The following is a 21,621-nucleotide window of genomic DNA, read 5'->3' on the forward strand; positions in this document are numbered from 1 at the left end:
ATCGGGCGGCCGGAGGATCAATCCATGACCACCATCCTGCATATCGACTCCAGCATCCTCGGCGGCTATTCGGCCACCCGTTCCCTCACCGCCGATATCGTGGCCAGGCAGTTCGCGCTGCATCCGGGTGCGCAGGTTATCCGGCGGGATCTGGTCGTCGACGCGGTGATGCATCTGTCGGGCGCGCATATGGCGGTGTTTCAAGGTGGCGCGGTTTCCGATCCTCTGCTCGGCCAGGATCTCGCCACCGGCGGCGCGTATATCGACGATCTCTTCGCCGCCGATATCATCGTCATCGGTGCGCCGATGTACAATTTCTCGATCCCGACGCAGTTGAAGGGATGGATCGACCGAGTGGCTGTGGCGGGCCGTACTTTCAAGTATGGCGCGAATGGTCCCGAGGGCCTGGTGACCGGCAAAAAGGTCTACCTGGCGTCCGCGCGTGGTGGTGTCTACAGCGGCGAAAGCCCGATGGCGGCTCTCGATCATCAGGAATCGTACCTGACCACCGCGCTGGGCTTCATCGGCCTGACCGATGTCACGATCATCCGGGCCGAGGGCCTGGCCCTTGGCGAGGAAGCAAAGGCGGCGGCGCTGGCCGGCGCGAAGGCGCTGATCGCCGCTCTGGCGGCCTGATCCCGCACGCATCCGACATCCCGCTTCCAGACGTCAAGGCCGACGACCATGTCCCAGACCAACCTTCTTGCGGCCGTCGGCCGTCTGTTCATTGCCTTCATCTTCATCGCCAGCGGGCTCGGCAAGATTGCCGCGCCCGGTGCGACGCAAGGCTACATCGCGGCGATGGTCCTGCCGCTGCCGATGATCTCTTACCTGATCGCCGTCATTGTTGAACTGGCCGGAGGCATCGTGATCTTGATCGGTTATCAGGCCCGGATCACAGGCCTTGTGCTCGCTGCCTTCACCTTGGCGACCGCAGTGATCTTCCACACCAACTTCGCCGATCAAAATCAGATGATCCATTTCCTGAAGAACGTCGCGATCGCGGGTGGCCTTCTGCAGGTGGCGGCATTCGGCGCGGGTGCCCTCAGCCTCGACGGGCGGCGTCTCCGCACGCGCTGATGATTGAAAGCCCGGCGGCGAACAGAGGGTTATGAACATGGAAATCGGCATCGACAGCTTTGCGGCCACCATTCCCAACCCCGCGACGGGCAAGACCCTCCCCCCAGCGGATCGGATGGAGGCGTTGCTGGCGGAGGTGGAAACCGCCGACCGCGTCGGCCTCGACGTGTTCGGTATCGGCGAACACCACCGCAAGGAGTTTCTCGATTCCGCACCGGCCGTCATCCTTGCAGCGGCAGCGGCCCGCACCAAGCGCATCCGCCTGACCAGCGCGGTGACCGTGCTGAGCGCCGCAGATCCGGTGCGGGTCTTCCAGGACTTCGCAACCATTGATCTCATCGCCAAAGGCCGCGCGGAAATCGTCGTGGGGCGTGGCTCCTTTGGCGAGGCCTATCCGCTGTTCGGGTTCGCGAAGGAAGACTACGACGCCCTGTTCGCCGAAAAGCTTGATCTTCTCCTCAAGCTGCGCGAGGCGACTTCCATCTCCTGGCGCGGTCGGTTTCGGCCGGCGCTCACCGGTCAGAGCGTCTTTCCCCGGCCGCATCAGGACAGGATCCCGATCTGGCTTGGCGTCGGCGGCACGCCGCAATCCTTTGTCCGCGCAGGTACGCTTGGCCTTCCATTGATGGTGGCGATCATCGGCGGGAGCTTTGCTCGCTTCCGCCCGCTTGTGGATCTCTATCGCGAGGCAGGCAGGCGAGCAGGGCACGCGCCGGAGACGCTGAAGGTCGGCATTCATGCCATGGGGTTCGTCGGCGACACTGATCGCAGCGCCGCGGACGCATTCTTTCCCGGCTGGGCCCACATGTTCACCGAGATCGGGCGTGAACGCGGCTGGTCGACGGCGACACGGGCGCAGTTTGATGCGATGTGCGGTCCGCAGGGCGCTTTTTTGATCGGAAACCCGCAGACCGTGCGCGACAAGATCCTCGCGGCCAACGACGCGCTCGGCGGGATCTCGCGCCTGACCTTCCAAATGAGTTCAGCCATGTTGGAGACTGAGGCCATGCAGCGCTCGATCACGTTGCTGGGCACCGAGGTTGCTCCTGCGGTGAAAGCTGCGCTGGGCCAAGTGCCTCAAAATGGGTGCGCTGATTAACGGCACCTGGCGACGCGGCGGCGTCGAGAGCGTGCTCACCGATGGCGAATTGCGCCGTCCTTCCTCGGTCTTTCGCGATTGGGTCACTCGCCGATGGCGATGGGCCATTCAAGCCTGCTCCGGGCCGCTATCACCTCTACGTCTCGCTCGCCTGTCCCTAGGCGCACCGCACCCTCATCATGCGCAACCTGAAAGGGCTCGGCGATCTGGTGGGCGTTTCCGTCGTTCATTGGCATATGGGCGACGATGGCTGGACCTTCGATGAAGGCGCCGGGGTAATCCCCGACGGGGTCAACGGGGCGAGGTTCCTGCACGAGATTTACACGCTGTCGGATCCGACCTGCACGTCACGTGTGACCGTGCCGGTGCTGTGGGACAAGGCGACCCGAAGGATCGTCTCGAACGAGTCCACGGACATCCTGTGCATGTTTAATACCGCCTTTGACGGCCGCGGCGCGGCTGCCGGCGACCATTACCCCGCTGCTCATCGCGATGAGATCGACGCCATCAATACGCGTGTGTACGCGACCCTGAACAACGGTGTGTATCGCTCCGGCTTCGCGACGACGCAGGGCGCCTATGAAGCGGCTGTCGAAGAGGTGTTTCAGACGCTCGACTGGCTGGAACTGCGTCTGGCGCGCCAACGCTGCCTTGTCGGCGATCGATTGACCGAGGCTGACATTCGGCTGTTCACGACCCTCGTGCGATTTAACGTGGTCTATCATGGACACTTCAAGTGCAACCGCCGGATGCTGACCGAATATCCGGCCCTCTGGGCCTATACGCGAGGCCTGTATCAACATCCGGCCATCCGACCGACGGTCGATCTCCCTCACATCAAGGCGCACTATTACGGTAGCCACGCATGGCTCAATCCAAGCGGCATCATACCCGTCGGCCCTGATCGCGATTTCGAACGGACCTCGGACCGTTCAAACCTTGCCGAAGGGCGATAGCCGCGTCTGACTCTCTCGGCAGACGAGGTTCCCCGGTCAAACTCGGGGGTGATGGCTCGGTCGCGGCGGTTCGCCCCGCTCTCCAGCCTCTTGAAGGCCATCGGCATTGATAGTGCTCACCGGCGTCATCGTCTCGGCCTGCATACACGCCACCGGTGTCTAACGCGCTCAGTCTTGAGCGCGTCTATATCCAAGCAAACGGCGAAAGTTGGCCCTGCTTTCACCTACTGAAGCCCGAGTGTCTAATGCTGGTCTCCGGCTACAGCGTTGAGCTGCGCCCCCGCATCATCGTAAGCGTCGTCGTCAGGCCACTTTGCTGAGGGCGGGCTGTGCTGGGTAGACCCATGGAATGAGGTCGTCGATCCGGCTGCTGGGGTGGCCGTTGAAGATGCGATTAATGACGTCAGCGAGGTAGACCCGCGGTTTGGTGCCGTTGAGCTTGCAGGTCTCGACGAGCGAGGCGACGACAGGCCAGCGCGAAGCCGATGGCGCCCGCGACCAGCAGGGCTGGCAATGGACGGTGCACCGACTGAAAGCGCGACGACGTCAGGGCGCGAGATACAGCGTCAAACGGGCCGCGGCATTCTCCAGGTGGGTGATGGCGGCGGCCTGGGCCAATACAGCGTCACCCGCGGCCACGGCGTCGAAAATCGCCTGATGCTCGCGCTGAACGGCCTCGGTCAAGCCCTGCATGCGCGCGGTATTCGACCGGGCGGCGCGGATGAAGGTGCGCACCCGCCGGTCGAGAAAATCTGACAGATCCCGGAAGAACGGATTGCCGGTGGCCTCGACGATGGCGCGATGAAAGGCAACGTCCTCGTCCACACCGGGGTCGCCGCGGTCGATGGCCGCCTGCATGGCATCAAGCTGGGCCTGGATTTGCTGAAGATCATGCACCGAGCGGCGCACCGCGGCATGGGCGGTGGCGGTGGATTCCACGGCCATCAGCAGTTCCACGATGTGACGGATCTCGTCGGCATTATGAAAATCGGTGATGTCGATGCGAAAGGTCGAAGCGGCGCTCGGCTCCGCCACGAAGGCCCCGGCCCCCTGCCGTGTCAGCACGAGCCCGTCGTGCTTAAGGCGGCCCACGGCCTCCCGCACGATGGGGCGGGAAACGCCATAAGTTCCGGCAATCTGCTGCTCGGTCGGGAGCCGCTCGCCGGGACGCAACCGTCCCGAAGAGATTTCTTCGCGCAAACGCTGCGCCAGGGTGTCCGCCAGCGAAGGACCGCGTCCGATGATGTCGTAGGTCCTGGTCATACTCTTCACTCCAGATCGCTCAGTGCGCTGAGCGCCGGCGGCAATTGCAACGGAACCGCTTGCACGCGTCCATCACAACGGAACGTCCGTCGCGCCTGCAAGGGAGGGAGCGGGATTGACCTCCCGGCAGCCTCAGAACGAAGGCACCGGATCCCAGATCCCGATCCATTTAAGATGGAGAGCGCCTCCCTCTCAACTTGCAATATAAAGGCCCCCATTGACGTGCATCGTCTCGCCAGTGACGAAACCGGCCCAATCGGAGCACAGGAAAGCCACCACGCGGGCGATTTCCTCAACGGTCCCGAGGCGCTTCATGGGTGTCTGGTCCAGTAACGTCGCGCCTTTGGCATCCATCAGGCCACGCACCATGGGCGTGTCGATCAATCCCGGAGAGACAGCATTGACCCGCACGCGCGGCGCAAGCTCGATGGCCAGCGACCGCGAGAAAGCGAGCACCGCCCCCTTGGCGGCGGAATAGTCCGCATGGGCAAAGCTGCCGCGATGCCCGGCCATGGAGGCGAGGTTGACGATGGCCGCCCCGTCTGCAAACAGCGGGATCGCACGCCGACAGGTGTAGAACACGCCATCGAGATTGACCGCGATGCCTTTGCGCCAATGCGCATCGTCCATCTCCGCCACCTGCCGCGCCCGATAGAGTCCGGCGGATGTGACGAGGAAATCCAGCGCACCGAACCGATCTTTGACAACCGCAAGCGCGCGGTCGGCATGGTCGGGATCGGCGGCATCCTGGCGCGTGGCCACGACACGCGCGCCGCTCGGGTCCAAGCTGCGGGCGAACGCCTCGACACCTTCGGCATCGAGATCGGTGAGCACGCAATTGGCCCCGAGGTCAAAAAATGTCTGCGCCACTGCCCGCGAGATCCCGCCATTGGCGCCGGTCAGAAACAGTGTTTTTCCGGTGAAGTCGAACATCTGAAGACGATCCGTCTGTGAAGCGCTGGTGAATCAGGTCATCAGCCAGCCGCCAGCCACATCCACCACCTGCCCGGTAACGAAACCCGCCGCCTCCGAGGTGAGGAACAGACACGTGCCGGCAACATCCTCGGGCGACCCGAGTCGGCGCAGAGGCGTCGCCATGCGGGCGGCCTCATTGGCCTCGGGTGGGGTGCCGCGCATGAGCGGCGTGTCGATGCGGCCCGGTGCGAGCGCATTCACCGTGATGCCCAGCGGCCCAAGTTCGCCCGCCAGATGCTTGGTGATGCCGATGAGCGCCGCTTTGGAGGCGGCATAATGCACGGCGACGATGTCGCAATATGTGCGGCCGGCGACCGAGGATACATTGACGATGCGCCCACGCCCAAGATCGCGCATGCCCGGCAGGACCGCTCGGCTGCAATTGAAGGCGCCGGTGAGATTGACGTCGATCACCCGCCGCCATTCTGCGGGATCCATGGCGAAAGCGTCCACGCGGCGCTTGTCGGCGCCGCTCTTGGGCGAAATGCCGGCATTGTTCACCAGCACGTCGATGGGGCCGAGGGCAGACGCGGCGATTGCGATGGCGGCGGCAACCGCATCGTAATCCGCCACATCCGCCGACACCCCCACCGCATTGACGCCGCGCGCCTTAGCGGAGTCTGCGGCATCCTGCGCCAGGGCCGGATCTTGGTCGAGATAGGCGACGGCCGCGCCTGCATCGGCATGGGCATCGGCCATGGCACGGCCGATGCCACGGCCGGAGCCCGTGACGAGAATCACACGCCCGCGATGGGTGCCTTGCGGTCCGCTCATTTGCCCGTCTCCAGCATGATCTTTCCGGAATGGGCACTTGATTCCATCAAGGCGTGGGCAGCTTGCGCTTGCTCAAGCGGGAAGGTCGCATGAATCACAGGGCGTACAGTGCCCGTATCCAGAAGCGGCCACACGTCGCGTCGCAGATGGTCGGCGATGGCTGCCTTCAGCGCCACGGACCGCGCGCGCAGGGTCGAGCCGGTGATGGTCAGCCGCCGCAACATGACGGGCATCAGATCGATATCCACCCGGCTCGGCTGCAGGAACGCGATCTGGACCAGACGACCCTCCAGCGCAAGCGCGGCGAGGTTGCGGGCGATATAGGGGCCACCCACCATATCGAGGATCACATCCACGCCCTTGCCGTCGGTGAGGCGCTTGACCTCGGCGACAAAATCCTCGGCGCGATAATTGATGGCCGCATCCGCACCCAGGCTGGTGCAGAAATCGCATTTGTCCTGCGATCCGGCGGTGGCGAACACCGTCGCGCCCGCATGCTTGGCGAGCTGGATGGCCGTGGAGCCGATGCCGCTCGATCCGCCATGGACGAGGATGGTCTCCCCGGCGACCAAGCGGCCGCGGGTAAAGATGTTGTCGTAAACGGTGTAATAATTTTCCGGCAATCCGGCGGCTTCGAGAACGGAAAGCGGCTTCGGCACCGGCAGGCAAAGCGGTGCCTCAGCGACGCAATATTCCGCATAGCCGCCGCTGATCACCAGGGCGCAGACCTCATCGCCGAGCTTCGGCGTGGTCACGCCCTCGCCCGTGGCGACCACCCGTCCGCCGATTTCCAGGCCGGGAATATCGGTGGCACCGGGGGGCGGCGGATAGCCGCCAGCGCGCTGCAGACAATCGGGACGGTTGACCCCTGCGGCGACTACTTCCACCAGCACCTGGCCGGGACCCGGCACCGGGACAGGCGCAGTCTCGATACGGATGACGTCTGGACCGCCCGACCCTTCGAAGCGGATCTGGCGCATGGATGTGGGCAAATCTGACATCGGCATATTTCCTCCGCGCGGCTCTTAATCGGTTGGCCGCAATTGGTGCCGGACGCTAACAATTTTCCACTTGTCAGGCAACTTGGTTATCTGCAAAGCTAGAGGAAAGGTCGCTCTTGAGCGGCCGCTGATGTCGTCGGTCTACGGCGCGTTCATGGAGGAAATGATGAGGAAAATTGCGCGGGCAGCGCTGGCTGCCGCTATGCTTCTGGGCGCGACGCCGCTCGTTGGGATCACGCCCGCCGCCGCCCAGCAGGTCATCAAATTTGGCGCGCTCTATCCGTTCTCCGGCGGCCTCGCTCTGCTCGGTGACGAAAGCTTCCGGGGCCTGGAAATCGCCGTCGAGGAGCGCAATGCCGCCGGCGGCATCAATGGCAAGTCCATCACCCTCATCAAGGGCGATGCGGTGGACCCCAACCAGGCCGTGGGCGAAGCCCGTCGCCTGACCTCGGTCGATAATGTCTCTGCCATCTTCGGCACCTACTCCTCATCCCTGTCGCTTGCGGCGACACAAGTGGCAGAATTGGCCGGCGTGCCCTATTTCGAACTCGGCGCGGTCTCTGATCCGATTACTGAGCGCGGCTTCAAGAACGTTTTCCGCACCAATGCGACCGCCAAGGACTTCTCGGTGCGCATGGTCGATTCGATCTCCGATGCGATCGCCCCGGCCCTCGGCAAGAAGCCGGAAGAGCTGAAAATCGGCATCATTTATGAGGACTCCCTCTACGGCCAGACCATGTCCGGCTATCAGAAGTCCCGCGCCGCTGAAAAGAAGCTGAATGTCGTCGAGGCAATGGCCTATTCTGCCAAGTCCGTTGACCTCACCCCTGTCATCCTGCGCCTCAAGAGCGCCGGCGTGGATGTGGTGCTGCAAACCTCCTACCAGAACGACACCGTGCTGTTCTTCCGCCAGATGAAGGATCAGGGCTTTAAGCCCAAAGCGGTGATCGGTGCCGGCGGCGGCTATTCCACGCGAGACACGGTCGTGGCGGTCGGCCCCGAGAATATGGAAGGCGCGCTGGACGTAGATTTCACACAGTATCACACCAACCCGAAGGCGGCTCCGGGTATCGAACAGTTCGTGACAAAGTATAAGGCAAAATACAATACCAATCCCCGCTCCGGGCACAGCCTCGCCAACTACATGGGCGCGAAGGTGTTCTTCGACGCCATCGCCGCCGCCAAGGACCTGACGGCGGAGAACGTCCGCGCCCAGGTGATGAAGGTCGACCTGCCCATCGGCAGCACGGCGACCGGCTGGGGCGCCAAGTTCTCCGAGAACGGCCAGAACACCCGCGCCCTTCCCTTCCTGATGCAGTGGCAGGGCGGCGAACTCGTCACCGTGTTCCCCGAAGAGGCCGCAGTCGCCAAGATGAAGGTCGGCGTCGGCACCAACTGAGCCTGCCGGCTTGCACCTTGCGGCCGCCGCCTTACGCGGCGGCCGTTCTTTCCCAACAGACGCCGTCGGCCCTCTCCTCAGGGGCGGCTGACGCTCGCCGTGCCGTAGCCCGCGGCGCTTTCCGCCCGCCCCGTCCGCCTGGAGTCCGCGCGATGGACGTTTTCATTCAGCTCCTGATCAACGGCATCCTGCTCGGCAGCATGTACGCGATCATCAGCGTTGGCCTGACCCTCATATTTGGCATCGTCCGAGTGGTAAACTTCGCCCATGGCGAGTTCCTGATGGTCGGCATGTATGGTGCCTATCTGCTCGCAGCGAAATTCGGCTTGCACCCTTATGTCTCAGCGATCCCCATCGTGCTGCTGCTGTTCGCCTTCGGCGCCCTGGTGCAGCGTTTCATCATTCAGCCGCTGCTGTCCGCCGAAGAACATATCCAGATCTTCGCCACCGTCGGTCTGTCCACCGCGCTGATGAACCTCGCGCTGATGATCTTCGGCGCCGACCTCTATTCGGTCCCCCCTTCCGTGGTTCAGCATTCCATCAATATCGGCGGCTTCACTTTGGTGATCGGCCAGATTGTGATGTTCATCTGCGCCCTGGCGCTGGTGGCCGGTCTTCACTTGTTCATGCAGTCCACTCCGCTCGGGCGCGCCATCCGCGCCACGGCACAGAACCGCAACGCGGCACTGCTCATGGGCGTTCGCGTGGACCGCATCTATGTCATCGCCTTCGGCCTGGGTGCGGCCTGCGTCGGGCTTGCGAGCGCGCTCGTAATGCCGCTTTATCCCGTCACGCCCACGATCGGCACTTATTTCGTCCTCACCGCCTTCGTGGTTGTGGTGCTCGGCGGCATGCGCTCCATGTATGGGGCCTTTTTCGGCGCCATGATCATCGGCGTCGTGGATAGTCTTTCGGGATATTACATCGCGCCCGACCTCAAAGAGGTCGTCTATTTCGTGATCTTCATCCTGATCTTGATCTTCAAGCCGACCGGCCTGTTCGGCCTCGGCCGCGGGACGGAGTGAGCCCATGACCGTGAAAGCCACCTCCGCCCCTTCCGTGCAGCCGAAAGGCCCCGGCCTTCTCACCGCGCTCACCAATCCGCGCGTCTATTGTTCCCTGATCGCGCTGGCCTTGTTGTTGATCATTCCGATGGTCTCCGGCTCGCCCTTCGTGGTGCATGTGTTCGTGACCATCTGCGTGTTCGCCGCACTGTCCACGGCCTGGAATATCGTCGGCGGCTATGCCGGCCAGCTGTCGCTCGGCCACATGGTGTTCTATGGCATCGGCGGCTACACGACCGCCCTGCTGATCTCCCATTTCGGCCTGTCGCCGTGGTTCGGCATGTGCGTCGGCGCTGTGCTCGCCGCCGTCGTCGGATTGGCCATCGGCTATCCCTGCTTCCGCCTGCGTGGTCCGTTCTTCTCGCTCGCCACCATCGCGTTTTTGGAAGTAGTGCGTCTGCTCGCCATCCATTTCCATGAAGTCACCGGGGGGTCGGCGGGCCTGATCGTGCCGCTGAAGCTCGGCTGGGCGTGGATGATCTTCCGCGACAAGATGAATTATCTCTACATCGCCTTCGGCCTGCTGCTGCTGTGCGTCGTAGTGTCTTACCTGATCCGCAACTCGCGCCTCGGATTTTATCTTACCGCCGTGCGCGAGCGTGATCCGGCGGCTCTGGCGGCGGGCGTTAACAACAATGCGGTGAAGTTGCAGGCAATCGCCATATCGGCGGCTCTGACGGCCCTCGTTGGCGCCTTCCACGCCATGTACATGACGTTCCTGGAACCGGCGACGATGTTCTCGCTGGCCACGTCCATCGAGATCGCCATGTTCTCACTCATCGGCGGCCTCGGCACCGTGGCGGGCCCTCTGCTGGGCACGGTGCTTGTCGTGCCGCTGGCGGAACTCGCCCGTGGCTGGCTCGGCGCCTCGGCCAACGGCCTGCACGGATTTGTCTACGGCACGGTTCTGGTGATCATCACCCTGACCTTGCCCGGCGGCCTCGTCGGCACGTTCGGCAAACGGGTCGGACGCTGGATCGATGCTTTGCCGGGCGGTGGGCGTATTGTTCCGGTGCGCGAAGCGCCCGCGCTGACCGCCATCACCGGCACCGCCGGAGAGCCTGTCCTTGTTGCCAAGAATCTGGTGAAGACATTCGGCGGACTGATCGCCACCGACAATATCTCGCTCACGCTCAGGCGCGGAGAGATCCTTGGGATCATCGGTCCGAACGGGGCGGGCAAGACCACGTTCTTCAACCAGCTATCGGGCTTTCTGTGGCCCAATTCCGGCTCGGTGGAGATCATCGGCGCGGATGGTGTGGCGGTGACGCCGAAGAGTGCGGACGGCTTCGCCCGGCGCGGCATCGGCCGCACGTTTCAGATCGTGCAGCCCTTCGGCAAGCTCACCGTTCTGGAGAATATCATGATCGGTGCCTTCCTGCGCCATCCCAAGGTGGAGGACGCCCGCGCCGCCGCCCTTAAGGTGGCGCAGATTGTCGGGCTTGACGATGTGAAGGACGTCGAGGCCGGCACCCTGCCCATCGGTGGCCTGAAGCGCCTGGAAGTCGCTCGCACGCTGGCCACGGAACCCACCATCCTGCTACTGGACGAAGTGATGGCCGGGCAGAGCCAGGCCGACACCCAGCGCATGGTGCAGCTCATCCGCACCATTCGCGACCATGGCGTCACCGTTGTGGCCATCGAGCACAACATGCAGGCGATCATGAGCCTGTCGGATCGCATCGCGGTGATCGATTCCGGCAAGCTGATCGCGGAAGGCCCGCCGCAAGATGTGGTGCGTGACCGCCGCGTGATCGAAGCCTATCTCGGAGAGGATTACGCCGATGCTCAAGGTCTCTGAGATTTCGGCCGGCTATGGCCGCACCATCATCCTCGAAGATGTCTCGATCCGCGTCGGTCGCGGCGAGGTGGTCACCATCATCGGCGCCAACGGCGCCGGCAAGACCACTTTGCTACGCGCCATCACCGGCCTGGTGAAGCCGGGCCGCGGCGAAATCACCTTCGATGGCCAGCGTATCGACCGCATGGACCCGGCCGATATCGTCGGGCGGGGGCTGGTCATGGTGCCTGAAGCGCGCCAGCTCTTCCCAGTCATGACGGTGAAGGACAATGTGCTGATGGGGTGTTACCACCCCAATGCCCGCGAAGGCGCCGCCCAACGCTACGAGGAAGTTCTCGACATCTTCCCGCGCGTCCGCGAGCGCCTCAGCCAAATGGCCGGTTCTCTCTCCGGCGGTGAGCAGCAGATGGTAGCCATCGCGCGCGGCCTCATGGCGGCACCCAAGCTCCTGATGCTGGACGAGCCCTCGCTCGGCCTTGCCCCCATCATCGTGCAACAGATGTTCGATGTGCTCGACCGCATCTGCAAGATGGGCACAACGGTGCTGCTGGTGGAGCAGAAGGCCTTCCACGCCCTGAAGATCGCCGACCGCGCCTACGTGATCGAGAACGGCCGAATCGCCATCGAGAACACCGGTCCCGGTTTGCTCGCCGACCCGCACATCAAGACCGTCTATCTCGGGATTTGAACCTTCGGAACCGTTGCCATGCTGCACAAGAACTTCATTGCCGGCGACTGGGTCGAAGGCACGCGGATCAACCGCAATATCAACCCGTCCAACTTGAATGATCTGGTCGGCGAATATGCCCTCGCTGATGCCGCGCAGGCGCAGGCCGCCATAGATGCCGCCTTCACCGCCTTTCCGGCCTGGGCCGCCGCGAGCCCGGAACTCCGTGCCGACGCGCTGGATCGCATCGGCACGGAAATCCTCGCCCGCAAGGAGGAGCTTGGCCATTTACTGTCCCGCGAGGAAGGCAAAACGCTGGCCGAAGGCATCGGCGAGGCCGCCCGCGCCGGACGGGTGTTCAAGTTTTTCTCCGGCGAGGCCCTGCGCCTCACCGGCGACACGCTCGCATCCGTGCGGCCGGGCGTAGAGGTGGAAGTCACCCGCGAGCCGGAAGGCGTCGTCGGGCTTATTACGCCGTGGAATTTCCCCATCGCGATTCCCGCTTGGAAAATCGCGCCAGCCCTCGCCTACGGCAATTGCGTGGTGTTCAAGCCGGCGGAACTGGTGCCCGGCTCCGCCTGGGCGCTTTCCGAAATCATCGCCCGCTCCGGCCTGCCGGAAGGCGTGTTCAATCTGGTGATGGGCACGGGCTCTCAGGTCGGCAATGCGCTTGTGAATTCTCCCAAGGTGCGTGCCATCTCCTTTACCGGCTCGGTGCCGGTGGGCCGCCGCATTGCCGGCGATCTCGTGGCGCGCGGCGCCAAATTTCAATTGGAAATGGGCGGCAAGAACCCGCTCGTGGTGCTGGACGACGCGGACCTGAAGACCGCTGTTGACTGTGCACTCAACGGTGCGTTCTATTCCACCGGCCAGCGTTGCACCGCCTCTTCTCGGCTGATCGTGCAGAGCGGCATCCACAACCGCTTCGTCGGCGCGCTCGCTGAGCGGCTCACCGCCCTCAAGGTGGACGATGCGCTCAAAGCCGGCACCGACATCGGCCCGGTGGTGAGCCAGGATCAGCTTGACCAGGATCTTGACTATGTCGGCATCGGCAAAGCCGAGGGCGCCACGGTCATTGGCGGCGAGCGCCTGGAGCGCGCAACCCCCGGCTATTACATGGCCCCTGCCCTGATGACCGAGACCGAAAATGCCATGCGCATCAATCGGGAAGAGATCTTCGGCCCGGTGGCCAGCGTGATCTGCGTGGATGATTACGAACACGCCGTCGCGGTCGCCAACGATACCGAATTTGGCCTGTCCTCCGGCATTTGCACCACTTCTCTGAAGCACGCGAGCGATTTCCGCCGCCGCTCCCAGGCCGGCATGGTCATGGTGAACCTCGCCACTGCCGGTGTCGACTATCACGCCCCCTTCGGCGGCCGAAAGGGCTCATCCTACGGCCCCCGCGAGCAGGGCGCCTATGCCCGCGAATTCTACACCGCGGTGAAGACCGCCTACACGTTGGCAGGCTGAGCATGAGCACTTCGTCGCACCAGATCACCGGACACACCCGGATCTTCGGCATATTGGCCGATCCTATCCACCATGTGAAAACGCCGCAGGGGCTCAACGCCCTGATGCAACGCGTAGGGTACGACGGCGTGCTGGTGCCGCTCCATGCCAGCGCCGACGATCTCGCCAGCGTGGTCGCAGGCCTGCGTTTGCTGCGCAATCTTGGCGGGTTCATCGTCACCGTTCCGCATAAGACCACCGTTGTCGATTTGTGCGATGAGGTCAGCGAGAGCGCGCGCCTGATCGGCGCGGTCAATACCATTCGCCGCGCGGCGGACGGTCGGCTCGTAGGTGAGATGCTGGACGGCCACGGCTTCGTCGCAGGCCTGCGCCAGAATGGCATCCAGCCCGCAGGCCGCAGCGCCTATCTGGCTGGCGCTGGCGGGGCGGCCAATGCAATCGCCTTCGCCCTCGCCCAAGCCGGCGTGTCGCGCCTCACCATCGCCAACCGGACCCGCGCCAAGGCGGAAGACCTCGCGAGCCGCCTTGCCGGTGCGTTCCCGACCCTGCACGTGGACATCGGCAGCCCCGATCCCTCCGGTCACGACTTGGTGGTGAACGCCACCTCACTCGGGTTGAAAGAAGGCGACCCGTTGCCGCTCGACGCGTCCCGGCTCACCGCTGACCAGACGGTGGCGGAAATCATTATGCAACCTGCCACCACGGCTCTTCTCGCAGCGGCACAGGCACGCGGTTGCCGCACTCAGCCCGGCCAACCCATGCTCGATTGCCAACTCGAACTGATGGCCAAATTCGTCGGGATGGAACCGTGAACGTTTTGACCGCCTCCGCCGCCCCGGCCGCGGGCCTGCTGCACGGCCGCTGCGCCCTCGTCACCGGCGGTGCTTCGGGCATCGGCCTTGCCGTGAGCCGGGCCTTGCGAGACCAGGGCGCGCGCCTCGTGCTGCTTGATCCTGATCCGAAGACGGGCACAGTCGCCGATGATCTCGGCGAAAGCATCGCCATCACCGGTTCAGTCACAAGCCGCGCCGATGTGGTACGGGCTTGCGACGCCGCAGCCGATTTAGGCGGGCTCGACATCGTGCTAGCCAATGCCGGGATCTCCTCCAATCAGCCGACCCTGGAGGTCACTGACGCCGATTGGCGGAAGGTGATGGACATCAACCTCACCGGCGTTTTCCTCACCGCCCAGGAAGCGGGCCGGCGGATGCTAGAGCGCGGGCGCGGCTCGATCTTGCTGATGGCGTCCATGTATGGCGTCGTCGCAGCCCCGGAGCGCATCGGCTACTGCGTCTCTAAGGCGGGCGTGGTGATGATGGCTAAGGCGCTGGCCGTGGAATGGGCGGCGCGCGGGGTGCGCGTGAACGCCATCGCACCCGGCTATGTACGTACGCCCTTTTTGGACGACCTTGCCGCGCGCGGTCGCCTCGATCTCAACCGGCTGGAACAGCGCACCCCCATGGGCCGGCTGATCACACCGGACGAAGTGGCCCAGGCGGCGGTTTTCCTTGCCAGCGACCATGCCAGCGCAATCACCGGGCAAGTGCTCGGCGTCGACGGCGGCTGGGCCGCCTACGGATATCTCTGAAGTTTAGAACGAAGAGACGGGCCCGGGCCGGTCTTGAGGAGAATGATGATGGCCGACCGCATCGCGCTGCAAGCCGCGGCACCCTGGATCGAACTGCGCACCACCGAAGCCGACTGGCAGCAGGCCGATCCGAAGCTTCTGGGCGAACTCCTAACCCAGATGAATCTCATCCGCGCGTTCGAGGAAACGGTGCTGGAACTCGCCGGCGAAGGCCTGGTGCACGGTCCGGCGCATTCATCGATCGGGCAGGAGGGCGGCGCGGCCGGCTCCATCGTCGGGCTGCGGCCGGGAGACCAGGTGAACGGCTCCCATCGCGGACACCATCAGTTCCTTGCCAAAGCCTTGGCCTATATCGCTCCCGGTATCGACCCGAAGGCGGACTTCCCGGACGGTACCGAGCCGCTCATGTACCAATCGATGGCGGAGATCCTTGGGCTTGAGCCCGGCTTCGGCCACGGGCGTGGCGGCTCCATGCATCTGCGCTGGGGCGACTGCGGCGCCATCGGCACCAATGCCATCGTGGGCGGCGGCGTACCGCTCGCGGCGGGCGCGGCCATGGCCCACAAGCTCGCCGGCACCGGCGATGTCGCCATCACCTATTTCGGCGATGGCGCGGTGAACATCGGCGCGGTGCTGGAGACCATGAATCTCGCTGCCGCATGGAATCTGCCGCTGCTGTTCTTCATCGAGAACAACGGCTATGCGGTCGCCACCACAGTGGCCGAGGCGACACGCGATCCGCGTCTCTCCGGCCGCGGCCCCGGCTTCGGAATTCCGTCCTGGCGGGTGGACGGCATGGATCCGCTGGCGGTGCATCTGGCGACCCAGGAAGCGCTCGCCGTGATGCGATCGGGCCAGGGACCGGCGGTGATCGAAGCCGAGGTCTATCGCTATTTCCACCAGAATGGCCCCTTGCCCGGCTCGGCCTTCGGCTATCGCACCAAGGAAGAGGAAGCCTCCTGGTGGGCCCGCGATCCCATCGATCGCACCGGGCGCGCCTTGGTCAAAATGGGCGCGCTCGCCCAGTCGGATCTGGAATCCCTGCGCGAACGCTGTAAGGCTCTGATGGGGGATGTCGCGGCCCGGCTGGTGGAGCCAGACGGCAACCGCCGCCGGGTGCGACCGGCGCTCTGGCCCGATGTCGGCTTCGTCGACGCCGGTATTCGTGGTGACCTCTCGGAGCTGGCGGGCAAGCGCAAGCAGGAGGCTTCGACCTTCACCGGTGCAACCACCGACCGCAAATTCGTGGACGCCATCGCCGACGTGCTGCATCGCCGTTTCGAGACCGATGAGACCTTGCTCATCATGGGCGAGGACATCCACCGCCTGAAGGGCGGCACCAATGGCGCCACGCGCGGCCTTGCCGCCGCCTTTCCCGGCCGTGTATTCGGCACCCCCATCAGCGAGGGCGCATTTGCCGGCCTCGCGGGTGGGCTTGCCATGGACGGACGTTACCGCCCGATCATTGAGTTCATGTATCCCGACTTTATGTGGGTCGCGGCCGATCAGGTGTTCAACCAGATCGGCAAGGCGCGGCACATGTTCGGCGCCGACGTGGATGTGCCGCTCGTGCTACGCACCAAGATCGCCATGGGCACCGGCTATGGCTCCCAGCATTCCCTCGACCCGGCGGGGATGTTCGCAACCTCGCCCGGCTGGCGCATCATCGCCCCTTCGAGCCCGTTCGATTATGTGGGCCTGATGAATGCGGCTTTGGCCTGCAATGATCCGGTGCTCGTCATCGAGCATGTGGATCTCTATCAGACCATGGGCGCTATCCCTTCCGACGACCTCGACTACATCATCCCACTTGGCCAGGCCCGCGTCGTGCGGCCGGGCAATGATCTCACCATCCTGACCTATTCCGCCATGGTGCACCGCAGCCAGGAGGCGGTCGAGCAGCTCGGCGTCGATGCCGAAATCATCGATCTGCGCACCCTCGACCGCGCCTCGCTGGACTGGGACACCATCGGTGACAGCATCCGCAAGACCAATAATGTCCTGATCGTTGAACAGGGCTCGGTCGGCACCTCCTACGGCAGCTTCCTCGCGGACGAAATCCAGCGCCGCTACATGGATTGGCTGGACCAGCCGATCCAGCGCGTCACCGGCAAGGAAGCCTCGCCCACCATCTCCAAGATCCTGGAGCGCGCCGCTTATGCCGGAACGCCGGAAGTGATGGATGGGCTGGCGGTTGCCATGGCCGCGCGCGGCACGCCGCTGTCGCCCGCATTATTGGCGCAGGGTGCGTCATGAGCAGTGTCAGCGGCGTCAACGCCGCACTCCTTACGCACCTCGCCGATATCGTCGGTCCTGCCGGGCTCATCACCGACGAGACCGACATGGAACTCTATGCCATCGACTGGCGCCGGCAGTTTCCGGGCAAGGCGCTGTGCGTGGTGCGGCCCGCCTCCACGGCCGAGGTCTCGCAGGTGGTGCGAGCCTGCGCCGAAGCGGGGGCAGCCCTAGTGCCTCAGGGCGGAAATACCGGCCTCGCCGCCGGTGCGGTGCCCGATGGCTCGGGGGCGCAGGTGGTGCTCTCGCTGACCCGCATGAACACCGTGCGCGCGCTCGACCCCATCGGCATGACGCTGGAAGCGGACGCCGGCTGCATCCTGAAGGTGGCGCAGGACGCTGCCGCCGACGCCGGCCGCCTGCTGCCGGTCAGCCTCGCGGCGGAAGGTTCGGCCACCGTCGGCGGCGTCATCTCCACCAATGCGGGTGGCGTGAGCGTGCTCCGCTATGGCATGACCCGCGCGCTGGTGCTGGGCCTGGAAGTCGTCCTGGCCGATGGCACCATCGTCAATGGCATGCGGCGCCTGCGTAAGGACAATGCCGGCTACGATTGGAAGCAGATATTCATCGGCAGCGAGGGCACGCTCGGCATCGTCACCGCCGCCATTCTGCGTCTGATGCCGCGCCCTAAGCACACAGTCACCGCACTGCTGAGCGTCCACTCCCCGGCTGCCGCCCTGCAATTGCTGGCCCTGGCGCAGGACGAACTGGGTGATTCCATTTCCGCCTTCGAGCTGATCTCCAGTGTCTCGTTCGATCTGGTCCGCCGCCATGCCGGTCTGACCCCGCCAATTGCCGCCGGCGACTGGTTCGTTTTGATCGAGGCCGGCGCCAGCCTCAGCGGGCTGCGCGATGCCGCCGAGGCCGCGCTTGCGGCGGCGCTGGAAAAGGACATCGCCCTCGACGGCGTGGTGGCGGAATCGGGCGCTCAGGCGGCCCAGCTTTGGGCTTTGCGTGAGCACATCTCGGAGGGCGAAGCCCGCGAGGGCAAAAGCCTGAAACACGACATCTCCGTGCCCATCACCGACATTCCGGCCTTCCTCGAGGCGACCAACGCCGCACTCGCGGCCGGAGCGCAGGGCGCCATCGCCAATGTGTTCGGCCATGTGGGTGACGGCAACCTGCACTACAACGTTTTGGTGGATGCCAGCCACGACGGCGTCGCCATCAACCGCCTCGTGCATGACGTGGTGGCCAGCTTCGGCGGCTCCATATCGGCCGAGCACGGCATCGGCCAATACCGGGTGGACGAGCTTCTGCGTCGCCGCTCGGCAGAGGAGACCGCTTTGTGCGAGACCCTCAAGGCCGCCCTCGATCCGCAGCAGCGGCTCAATCCCGGAAAGGTGCTGCCGGTCCGCGCGTGAGCGCGAGCAGGTACGCCCATCAAGAAGAGGCCCCGCAGGGGGATGGCATGGAAACGTTCGACTATATCATTGTCGGCGGTGGCACCGCCGGGTGCATCCTCGCCGCGCGCCTCTCGGAAGATCAAAAGCACACGGTGCTGCTGGTAGAGGCGGGCGGCCCCGACAACGGCTTCTGGATTCCCATTCCCGCGGGTTTCTCGAAGCTGTTGAGCGGCGCCGCCTTTAACTGGCGCTTCACCACCGAGAAGGAGGAAAGCACCGGCAATCGCGAGATTGTCGTTCCGCGCGGCAAGGGGCTCGGCGGCTCTACCCTCATCAACGGCATGATCTTCGTGCGTGGCCAGCCCCAGGATTACGACGGCTGGGCACAACGCGGCGCGACCGGATGGAGCGCCGACGACGTGCTGCCCTATTTCAAGAAAATGGAGACCTTCGTCGAACCGGGGGCCGACCCTTCGCGCGGCACCTCAGGCCCGCTCAACATCGTACGTGTGGCGGAGCGCCCGGTGCTCTCTGAAGCCTTCATCACAGCCGCCGAGCAAGCCGGATATGCCCGTAACCCGGACTATAATGGCCCCGACCAGGATGGCTTCGGCTATTACCAAGTGAACCAGAAGAACGGCCGGCGCTGGACGGTGGTGGATGCCTATCTGCGCCCCGCCCTCGGCCGGCCGAACCTGAAGGTTGTCACACGCGCCCATGTCCTGAAGCTGAAATTCAAGGGCCGACGCGCCGTCGGAATCCGCTATCGTCTGGGCGGCAAGGATGTGGTGGCGCAGGCGCGCGGCGAGGTCATCCTGACCGCTGGCGCGGTGCAATCGCCGCAATTGCTGGAACTGTCCGGTATCGGACACCCCGAAACGCTGTCCGCCGCCGGCCTGCCGGTGTTTCATGCGCTGCAGGGTGTCGGCAATAATTACCGCGACCATTTCGCCACGCGTATGAATTGGCGGGTAAAACTGCCCATCACCCTGAATGAGCAGACCCGGGGCCTAAAACTCGGCAAGGCGGTGGCGCAGTATTTTCTCACCCGCACCGGCATCCTCACCCTCGGCACCGGCCTGGCCCATGGCTTCGTGAAGACCCGGCCGGAGCTGGAAACCCCCGACATCCAATATTTTTTCATGCATGCGAGCTATGCCAACGCCGCCGACCGGGCGCTCGACCATCTGCCCGGCATGACCATCGGCGTCACCCAATTACGCCCGCAGTCCATCGGCTCGATCCATGTGAAATCGGCGGATCCTTACGCCCAACCCTCCATCCGCCCGAATTTCCTGGCGGTCCAGGAGGATTGCGACAGCCTGGTGGGCGGCATGAAGATCGCCCGGACCATCGTTGAGCAGACCGCCATGGACCCCTATCGGGCCTATGAGATGAACCCGGGGCCGGACGTGCAATCCGACATGCAATGGCTGGATTTCGCGCGCACCACGGGTCAAACCATCTATCATCCGGTCGGCACCTGCGCGATGGGGACTGGCCCCTCCGCCGTCGTGGACCCGCGCCTGAAAGTACATGGGCTTGAAGGGTTGCGGGTGGTGGATGCCGCCATCATGCCAACCATCGTCTCGGCCAATACCCAGGCAGCCGTGATGATGGTCGCCGAAAAGGCCGCCGACCTCATCAAGGCCGACGCGAGACGATAGTCAGGCTCACGATGGATGCCTCGGGGTCGCGAGGGCATCACAAACGACAAGTGAAGCCCCCAAGCCTCCGGGTAAACCAAGCTCTCCCCCTAAACGAAGGGCTAAGGCAGGGCGAGCAGAGCCTCCGAACGGATGGCAAGCTTCTGATTGATGAGCCTGCCGGATCGCTCGATGTGTTCGCGCATAACCGCTTCGGCGCGGGTGCCCTGGCGTGTCAGGATCGCGTCGCCTATGTCGAGGTGGTCATCCTGTGAGCGGCGATAGGCCGCCCGATCCCACCAGACCACGGCCCGCTCCGCCGCGAAGGTCTTCAGTCCTCGCTCGGTCAGGACCGGCAATGTGCGTGTGCGCTGAATCGAGGCGGCAAGATAATTGTTCTGGGTCGCGGCGCAGATCATGCCGTGAAAGGCGATGTTCAACGCGCCCCACCGCTCCTGCTGTTCTGCCTCCCAGGCCTGGCCCGACACGAGGTGCTCCATCTCGTCGAGGGTGGCCTGAAAGCGGGCGCGCTCGCTGTCTCCGAGACCGATTTCCGCAGCCAGACGGGCGGCCAAACCTTCCAGGGACGCCCGCACCGTATAGATATGCGCGGCATCATCCAGCGAGATCCGCCGAACCACATAGCCACAGTTCGGCTCGTAATCGAGCAAGCCCTCAGCAAAGAGCACGCTGAGCGCCGCCCGAATGGGCGTGCGGGAGACCGCCATTGCCTCCGCCAGCGCCATCTCGTTGAGCCGGGCCCCTGGCGCGTAGCCGCCGTCCAATATGGCGGCGCGCAATTGCTTTGTAACGGTTTCCGCCCGCGTCACCATGAAACGCCCTCCCGACCAGGGAAACCCAGATCGATCCGCCCAGGCATCGCTGCGGCGATACCCATGCCCGTTTTGTACACAACTTCAAGAGGCGCCACAAACACGATTCGAGAGCCAGAAAGACCCACGGATATCGATATAACAGCTACTTAAGCGCCATGATCGTCCCAACCTGACGTGTGATTAGGCACAGCTTTCCGCACGCCGCACACCCTTGCGGCAGGATTGGGCACCTTGGGTGTGGTGGGTGATTTAGCTATGCAAATTACGCAGGCATCCGCACAAGCGCCCAAACGCTGATGCGGGCGCGCCAAATTTAATTTCATATATTTCAATTACTTACTCATATTTTGATCCACCG

General features: G+C 64.2%; 18 protein-coding genes and 2 pseudogenes. 14 read left to right on the forward strand and 6 right to left on the reverse strand.

Going from position 1 to position 21,621, the window contains the following annotated elements; genetic code table 11:
- Positions 1 to 24: 24 nt before the first annotated feature.
- The 4 genes and pseudogenes from AAG816_RS15320 to AAG816_RS15335 all read left to right on the forward strand — a co-directional run bounded on the left by AAG816_RS15320 (position 25) and on the right by AAG816_RS15335 (position 3,135).
- Entirely contained in the window at positions 25 to 636 is a 612-nt protein-coding gene (locus AAG816_RS15320) for an NAD(P)H-dependent oxidoreductase (RefSeq protein ID WP_341990573.1), read from the forward strand.
- Positions 637 to 684: 48 nt separating this feature from the next.
- Complete coding sequence (locus AAG816_RS15325; RefSeq protein ID WP_341990521.1) at positions 685 to 1,080, forward strand: DoxX family protein; 396 nt, start codon at positions 685 to 687, stop codon at positions 1,078 to 1,080.
- Positions 1,081 to 1,117: 37 nt separating this feature from the next.
- Positions 1,118 to 2,179, forward strand: coding sequence for an LLM class flavin-dependent oxidoreductase (locus AAG816_RS15330; protein WP_341990574.1), 1,062 nt, complete (start codon positions 1,118 to 1,120; stop codon positions 2,177 to 2,179).
- A pseudogene (locus tag AAG816_RS15335) lies at positions 2,163 to 3,135 on the forward strand (glutathione S-transferase family protein). Before AAG816_RS15330 ends, AAG816_RS15335 begins: the two are co-directional and overlap by 17 nt.
- A gap of 303 nt (positions 3,136 to 3,438) precedes the next feature.
- Here the strand turns inward: AAG816_RS15335 and AAG816_RS15340 are convergent.
- From AAG816_RS15340 to AAG816_RS15360, 5 genes and pseudogenes are all read right to left on the reverse strand, one after another.
- Positions 3,439 to 3,609, reverse strand: a pseudogene (locus AAG816_RS15340) (transposase domain-containing protein); the annotation flags it as partial.
- Positions 3,610 to 3,681: 72 nt separating this feature from the next.
- Positions 3,682 to 4,398: a FadR/GntR family transcriptional regulator gene (locus AAG816_RS15345; protein ID WP_341990522.1), complete on the reverse strand. Its 717-nt coding sequence runs from the start codon at positions 4,396 to 4,398 to the stop codon at positions 3,682 to 3,684.
- 192 nt (positions 4,399 to 4,590) lie between these two features.
- Positions 4,591 to 5,331, reverse strand: a complete 741-nt coding sequence (locus AAG816_RS15350) for an SDR family NAD(P)-dependent oxidoreductase (protein WP_341990523.1) — start codon at positions 5,329 to 5,331, stop codon at positions 4,591 to 4,593.
- 33 nt (positions 5,332 to 5,364) lie between these two features.
- Positions 5,365 to 6,147 (reverse strand): SDR family NAD(P)-dependent oxidoreductase, encoded by a 783-nt coding sequence (locus AAG816_RS15355; RefSeq protein ID WP_341990524.1) that lies wholly within the window; start codon positions 6,145 to 6,147, stop codon positions 5,365 to 5,367.
- Complete coding sequence (locus AAG816_RS15360) at positions 6,144 to 7,154, reverse strand: NAD(P)H-quinone oxidoreductase (RefSeq protein ID WP_341990525.1); 1,011 nt, start codon at positions 7,152 to 7,154, stop codon at positions 6,144 to 6,146. The genes AAG816_RS15355 and AAG816_RS15360 overlap by 4 nt, the downstream gene beginning before the upstream one ends.
- Positions 7,155 to 7,314: 160 nt before the next feature.
- Here AAG816_RS15360 and AAG816_RS15365 point away from each other — a divergent pair, with 160 nt between their 5' ends.
- The 10 genes from AAG816_RS15365 (at position 7,315) to AAG816_RS15410 (ending at position 20,448) form a co-directional block, all read left to right on the forward strand.
- Positions 7,315 to 8,547 carry an ABC transporter substrate-binding protein gene (locus AAG816_RS15365; RefSeq protein ID WP_341990526.1) on the forward strand — a complete coding sequence of 411 codons (1,233 nt, stop codon included), beginning with the start codon at positions 7,315 to 7,317 and terminating at the stop codon, positions 8,545 to 8,547.
- Positions 8,548 to 8,699: 152 nt separating this feature from the next.
- A complete protein-coding gene (locus AAG816_RS15370) occupies positions 8,700 to 9,572 on the forward strand; it encodes a branched-chain amino acid ABC transporter permease (protein WP_341990575.1) in 873 nt (290 codons plus the stop codon).
- Positions 9,573 to 9,576: 4 nt separating this feature from the next.
- Positions 9,577 to 11,412 carry a branched-chain amino acid ABC transporter ATP-binding protein/permease gene (locus AAG816_RS15375; protein ID WP_341990527.1) on the forward strand — a complete coding sequence of 612 codons (1,836 nt, stop codon included), beginning with the start codon at positions 9,577 to 9,579 and terminating at the stop codon, positions 11,410 to 11,412.
- A complete protein-coding gene (locus tag AAG816_RS15380; protein WP_341990528.1) occupies positions 11,396 to 12,100 on the forward strand; it encodes an ABC transporter ATP-binding protein in 705 nt (234 codons plus the stop codon). Before AAG816_RS15375 ends, AAG816_RS15380 begins: the two co-directional genes overlap by 17 nt.
- Before the next feature lie 18 nt (positions 12,101 to 12,118).
- Complete coding sequence (locus AAG816_RS15385) at positions 12,119 to 13,552, forward strand: aldehyde dehydrogenase family protein (RefSeq protein ID WP_341990529.1); 1,434 nt, start codon at positions 12,119 to 12,121, stop codon at positions 13,550 to 13,552.
- A gap of 2 nt (positions 13,553 to 13,554) precedes the next feature.
- Positions 13,555 to 14,364, forward strand: coding sequence for a shikimate dehydrogenase (locus AAG816_RS15390; protein ID WP_341990530.1), 810 nt, complete (start codon positions 13,555 to 13,557; stop codon positions 14,362 to 14,364).
- Positions 14,361 to 15,140: an SDR family NAD(P)-dependent oxidoreductase gene (locus AAG816_RS15395; RefSeq protein ID WP_341990531.1), complete on the forward strand. Its 780-nt coding sequence runs from the start codon at positions 14,361 to 14,363 to the stop codon at positions 15,138 to 15,140. Before AAG816_RS15390 ends, AAG816_RS15395 begins: the two co-directional genes overlap by 4 nt.
- Positions 15,141 to 15,188: 48 nt before the next feature.
- A complete protein-coding gene (locus AAG816_RS15400) occupies positions 15,189 to 17,396 on the forward strand; it encodes a thiamine pyrophosphate-dependent enzyme (protein WP_341990532.1) in 2,208 nt (735 codons plus the stop codon).
- Positions 17,393 to 18,799 carry an FAD-binding oxidoreductase gene (locus tag AAG816_RS15405; RefSeq protein ID WP_341990533.1) on the forward strand — a complete coding sequence of 469 codons (1,407 nt, stop codon included), beginning with the start codon at positions 17,393 to 17,395 and terminating at the stop codon, positions 18,797 to 18,799. Before AAG816_RS15400 ends, AAG816_RS15405 begins: the two co-directional genes overlap by 4 nt.
- 47 nt (positions 18,800 to 18,846) lie before the next feature.
- Positions 18,847 to 20,448, forward strand: a complete 1,602-nt coding sequence (locus tag AAG816_RS15410) for a GMC family oxidoreductase N-terminal domain-containing protein (RefSeq protein ID WP_341990534.1) — start codon at positions 18,847 to 18,849, stop codon at positions 20,446 to 20,448.
- A 101-nt stretch (positions 20,449 to 20,549) separates the two neighbouring features.
- Here the strand turns inward: AAG816_RS15410 and AAG816_RS15415 are convergent, their stop codons facing one another.
- On the reverse strand, positions 20,550 to 21,260 hold the full coding sequence (locus AAG816_RS15415; protein WP_341990535.1) for a GntR family transcriptional regulator: 711 nt from the start codon (positions 21,258 to 21,260) through the stop codon (positions 20,550 to 20,552).
- Positions 21,261 to 21,621 lie beyond the last annotated feature (361 nt).

Origin of the sequence: Azorhizobium sp. AG788 (genome assembly GCF_943371865.1) — a bacterium.
GTDB lineage: Bacteria > Pseudomonadota > Alphaproteobacteria > Rhizobiales > Xanthobacteraceae > Azorhizobium.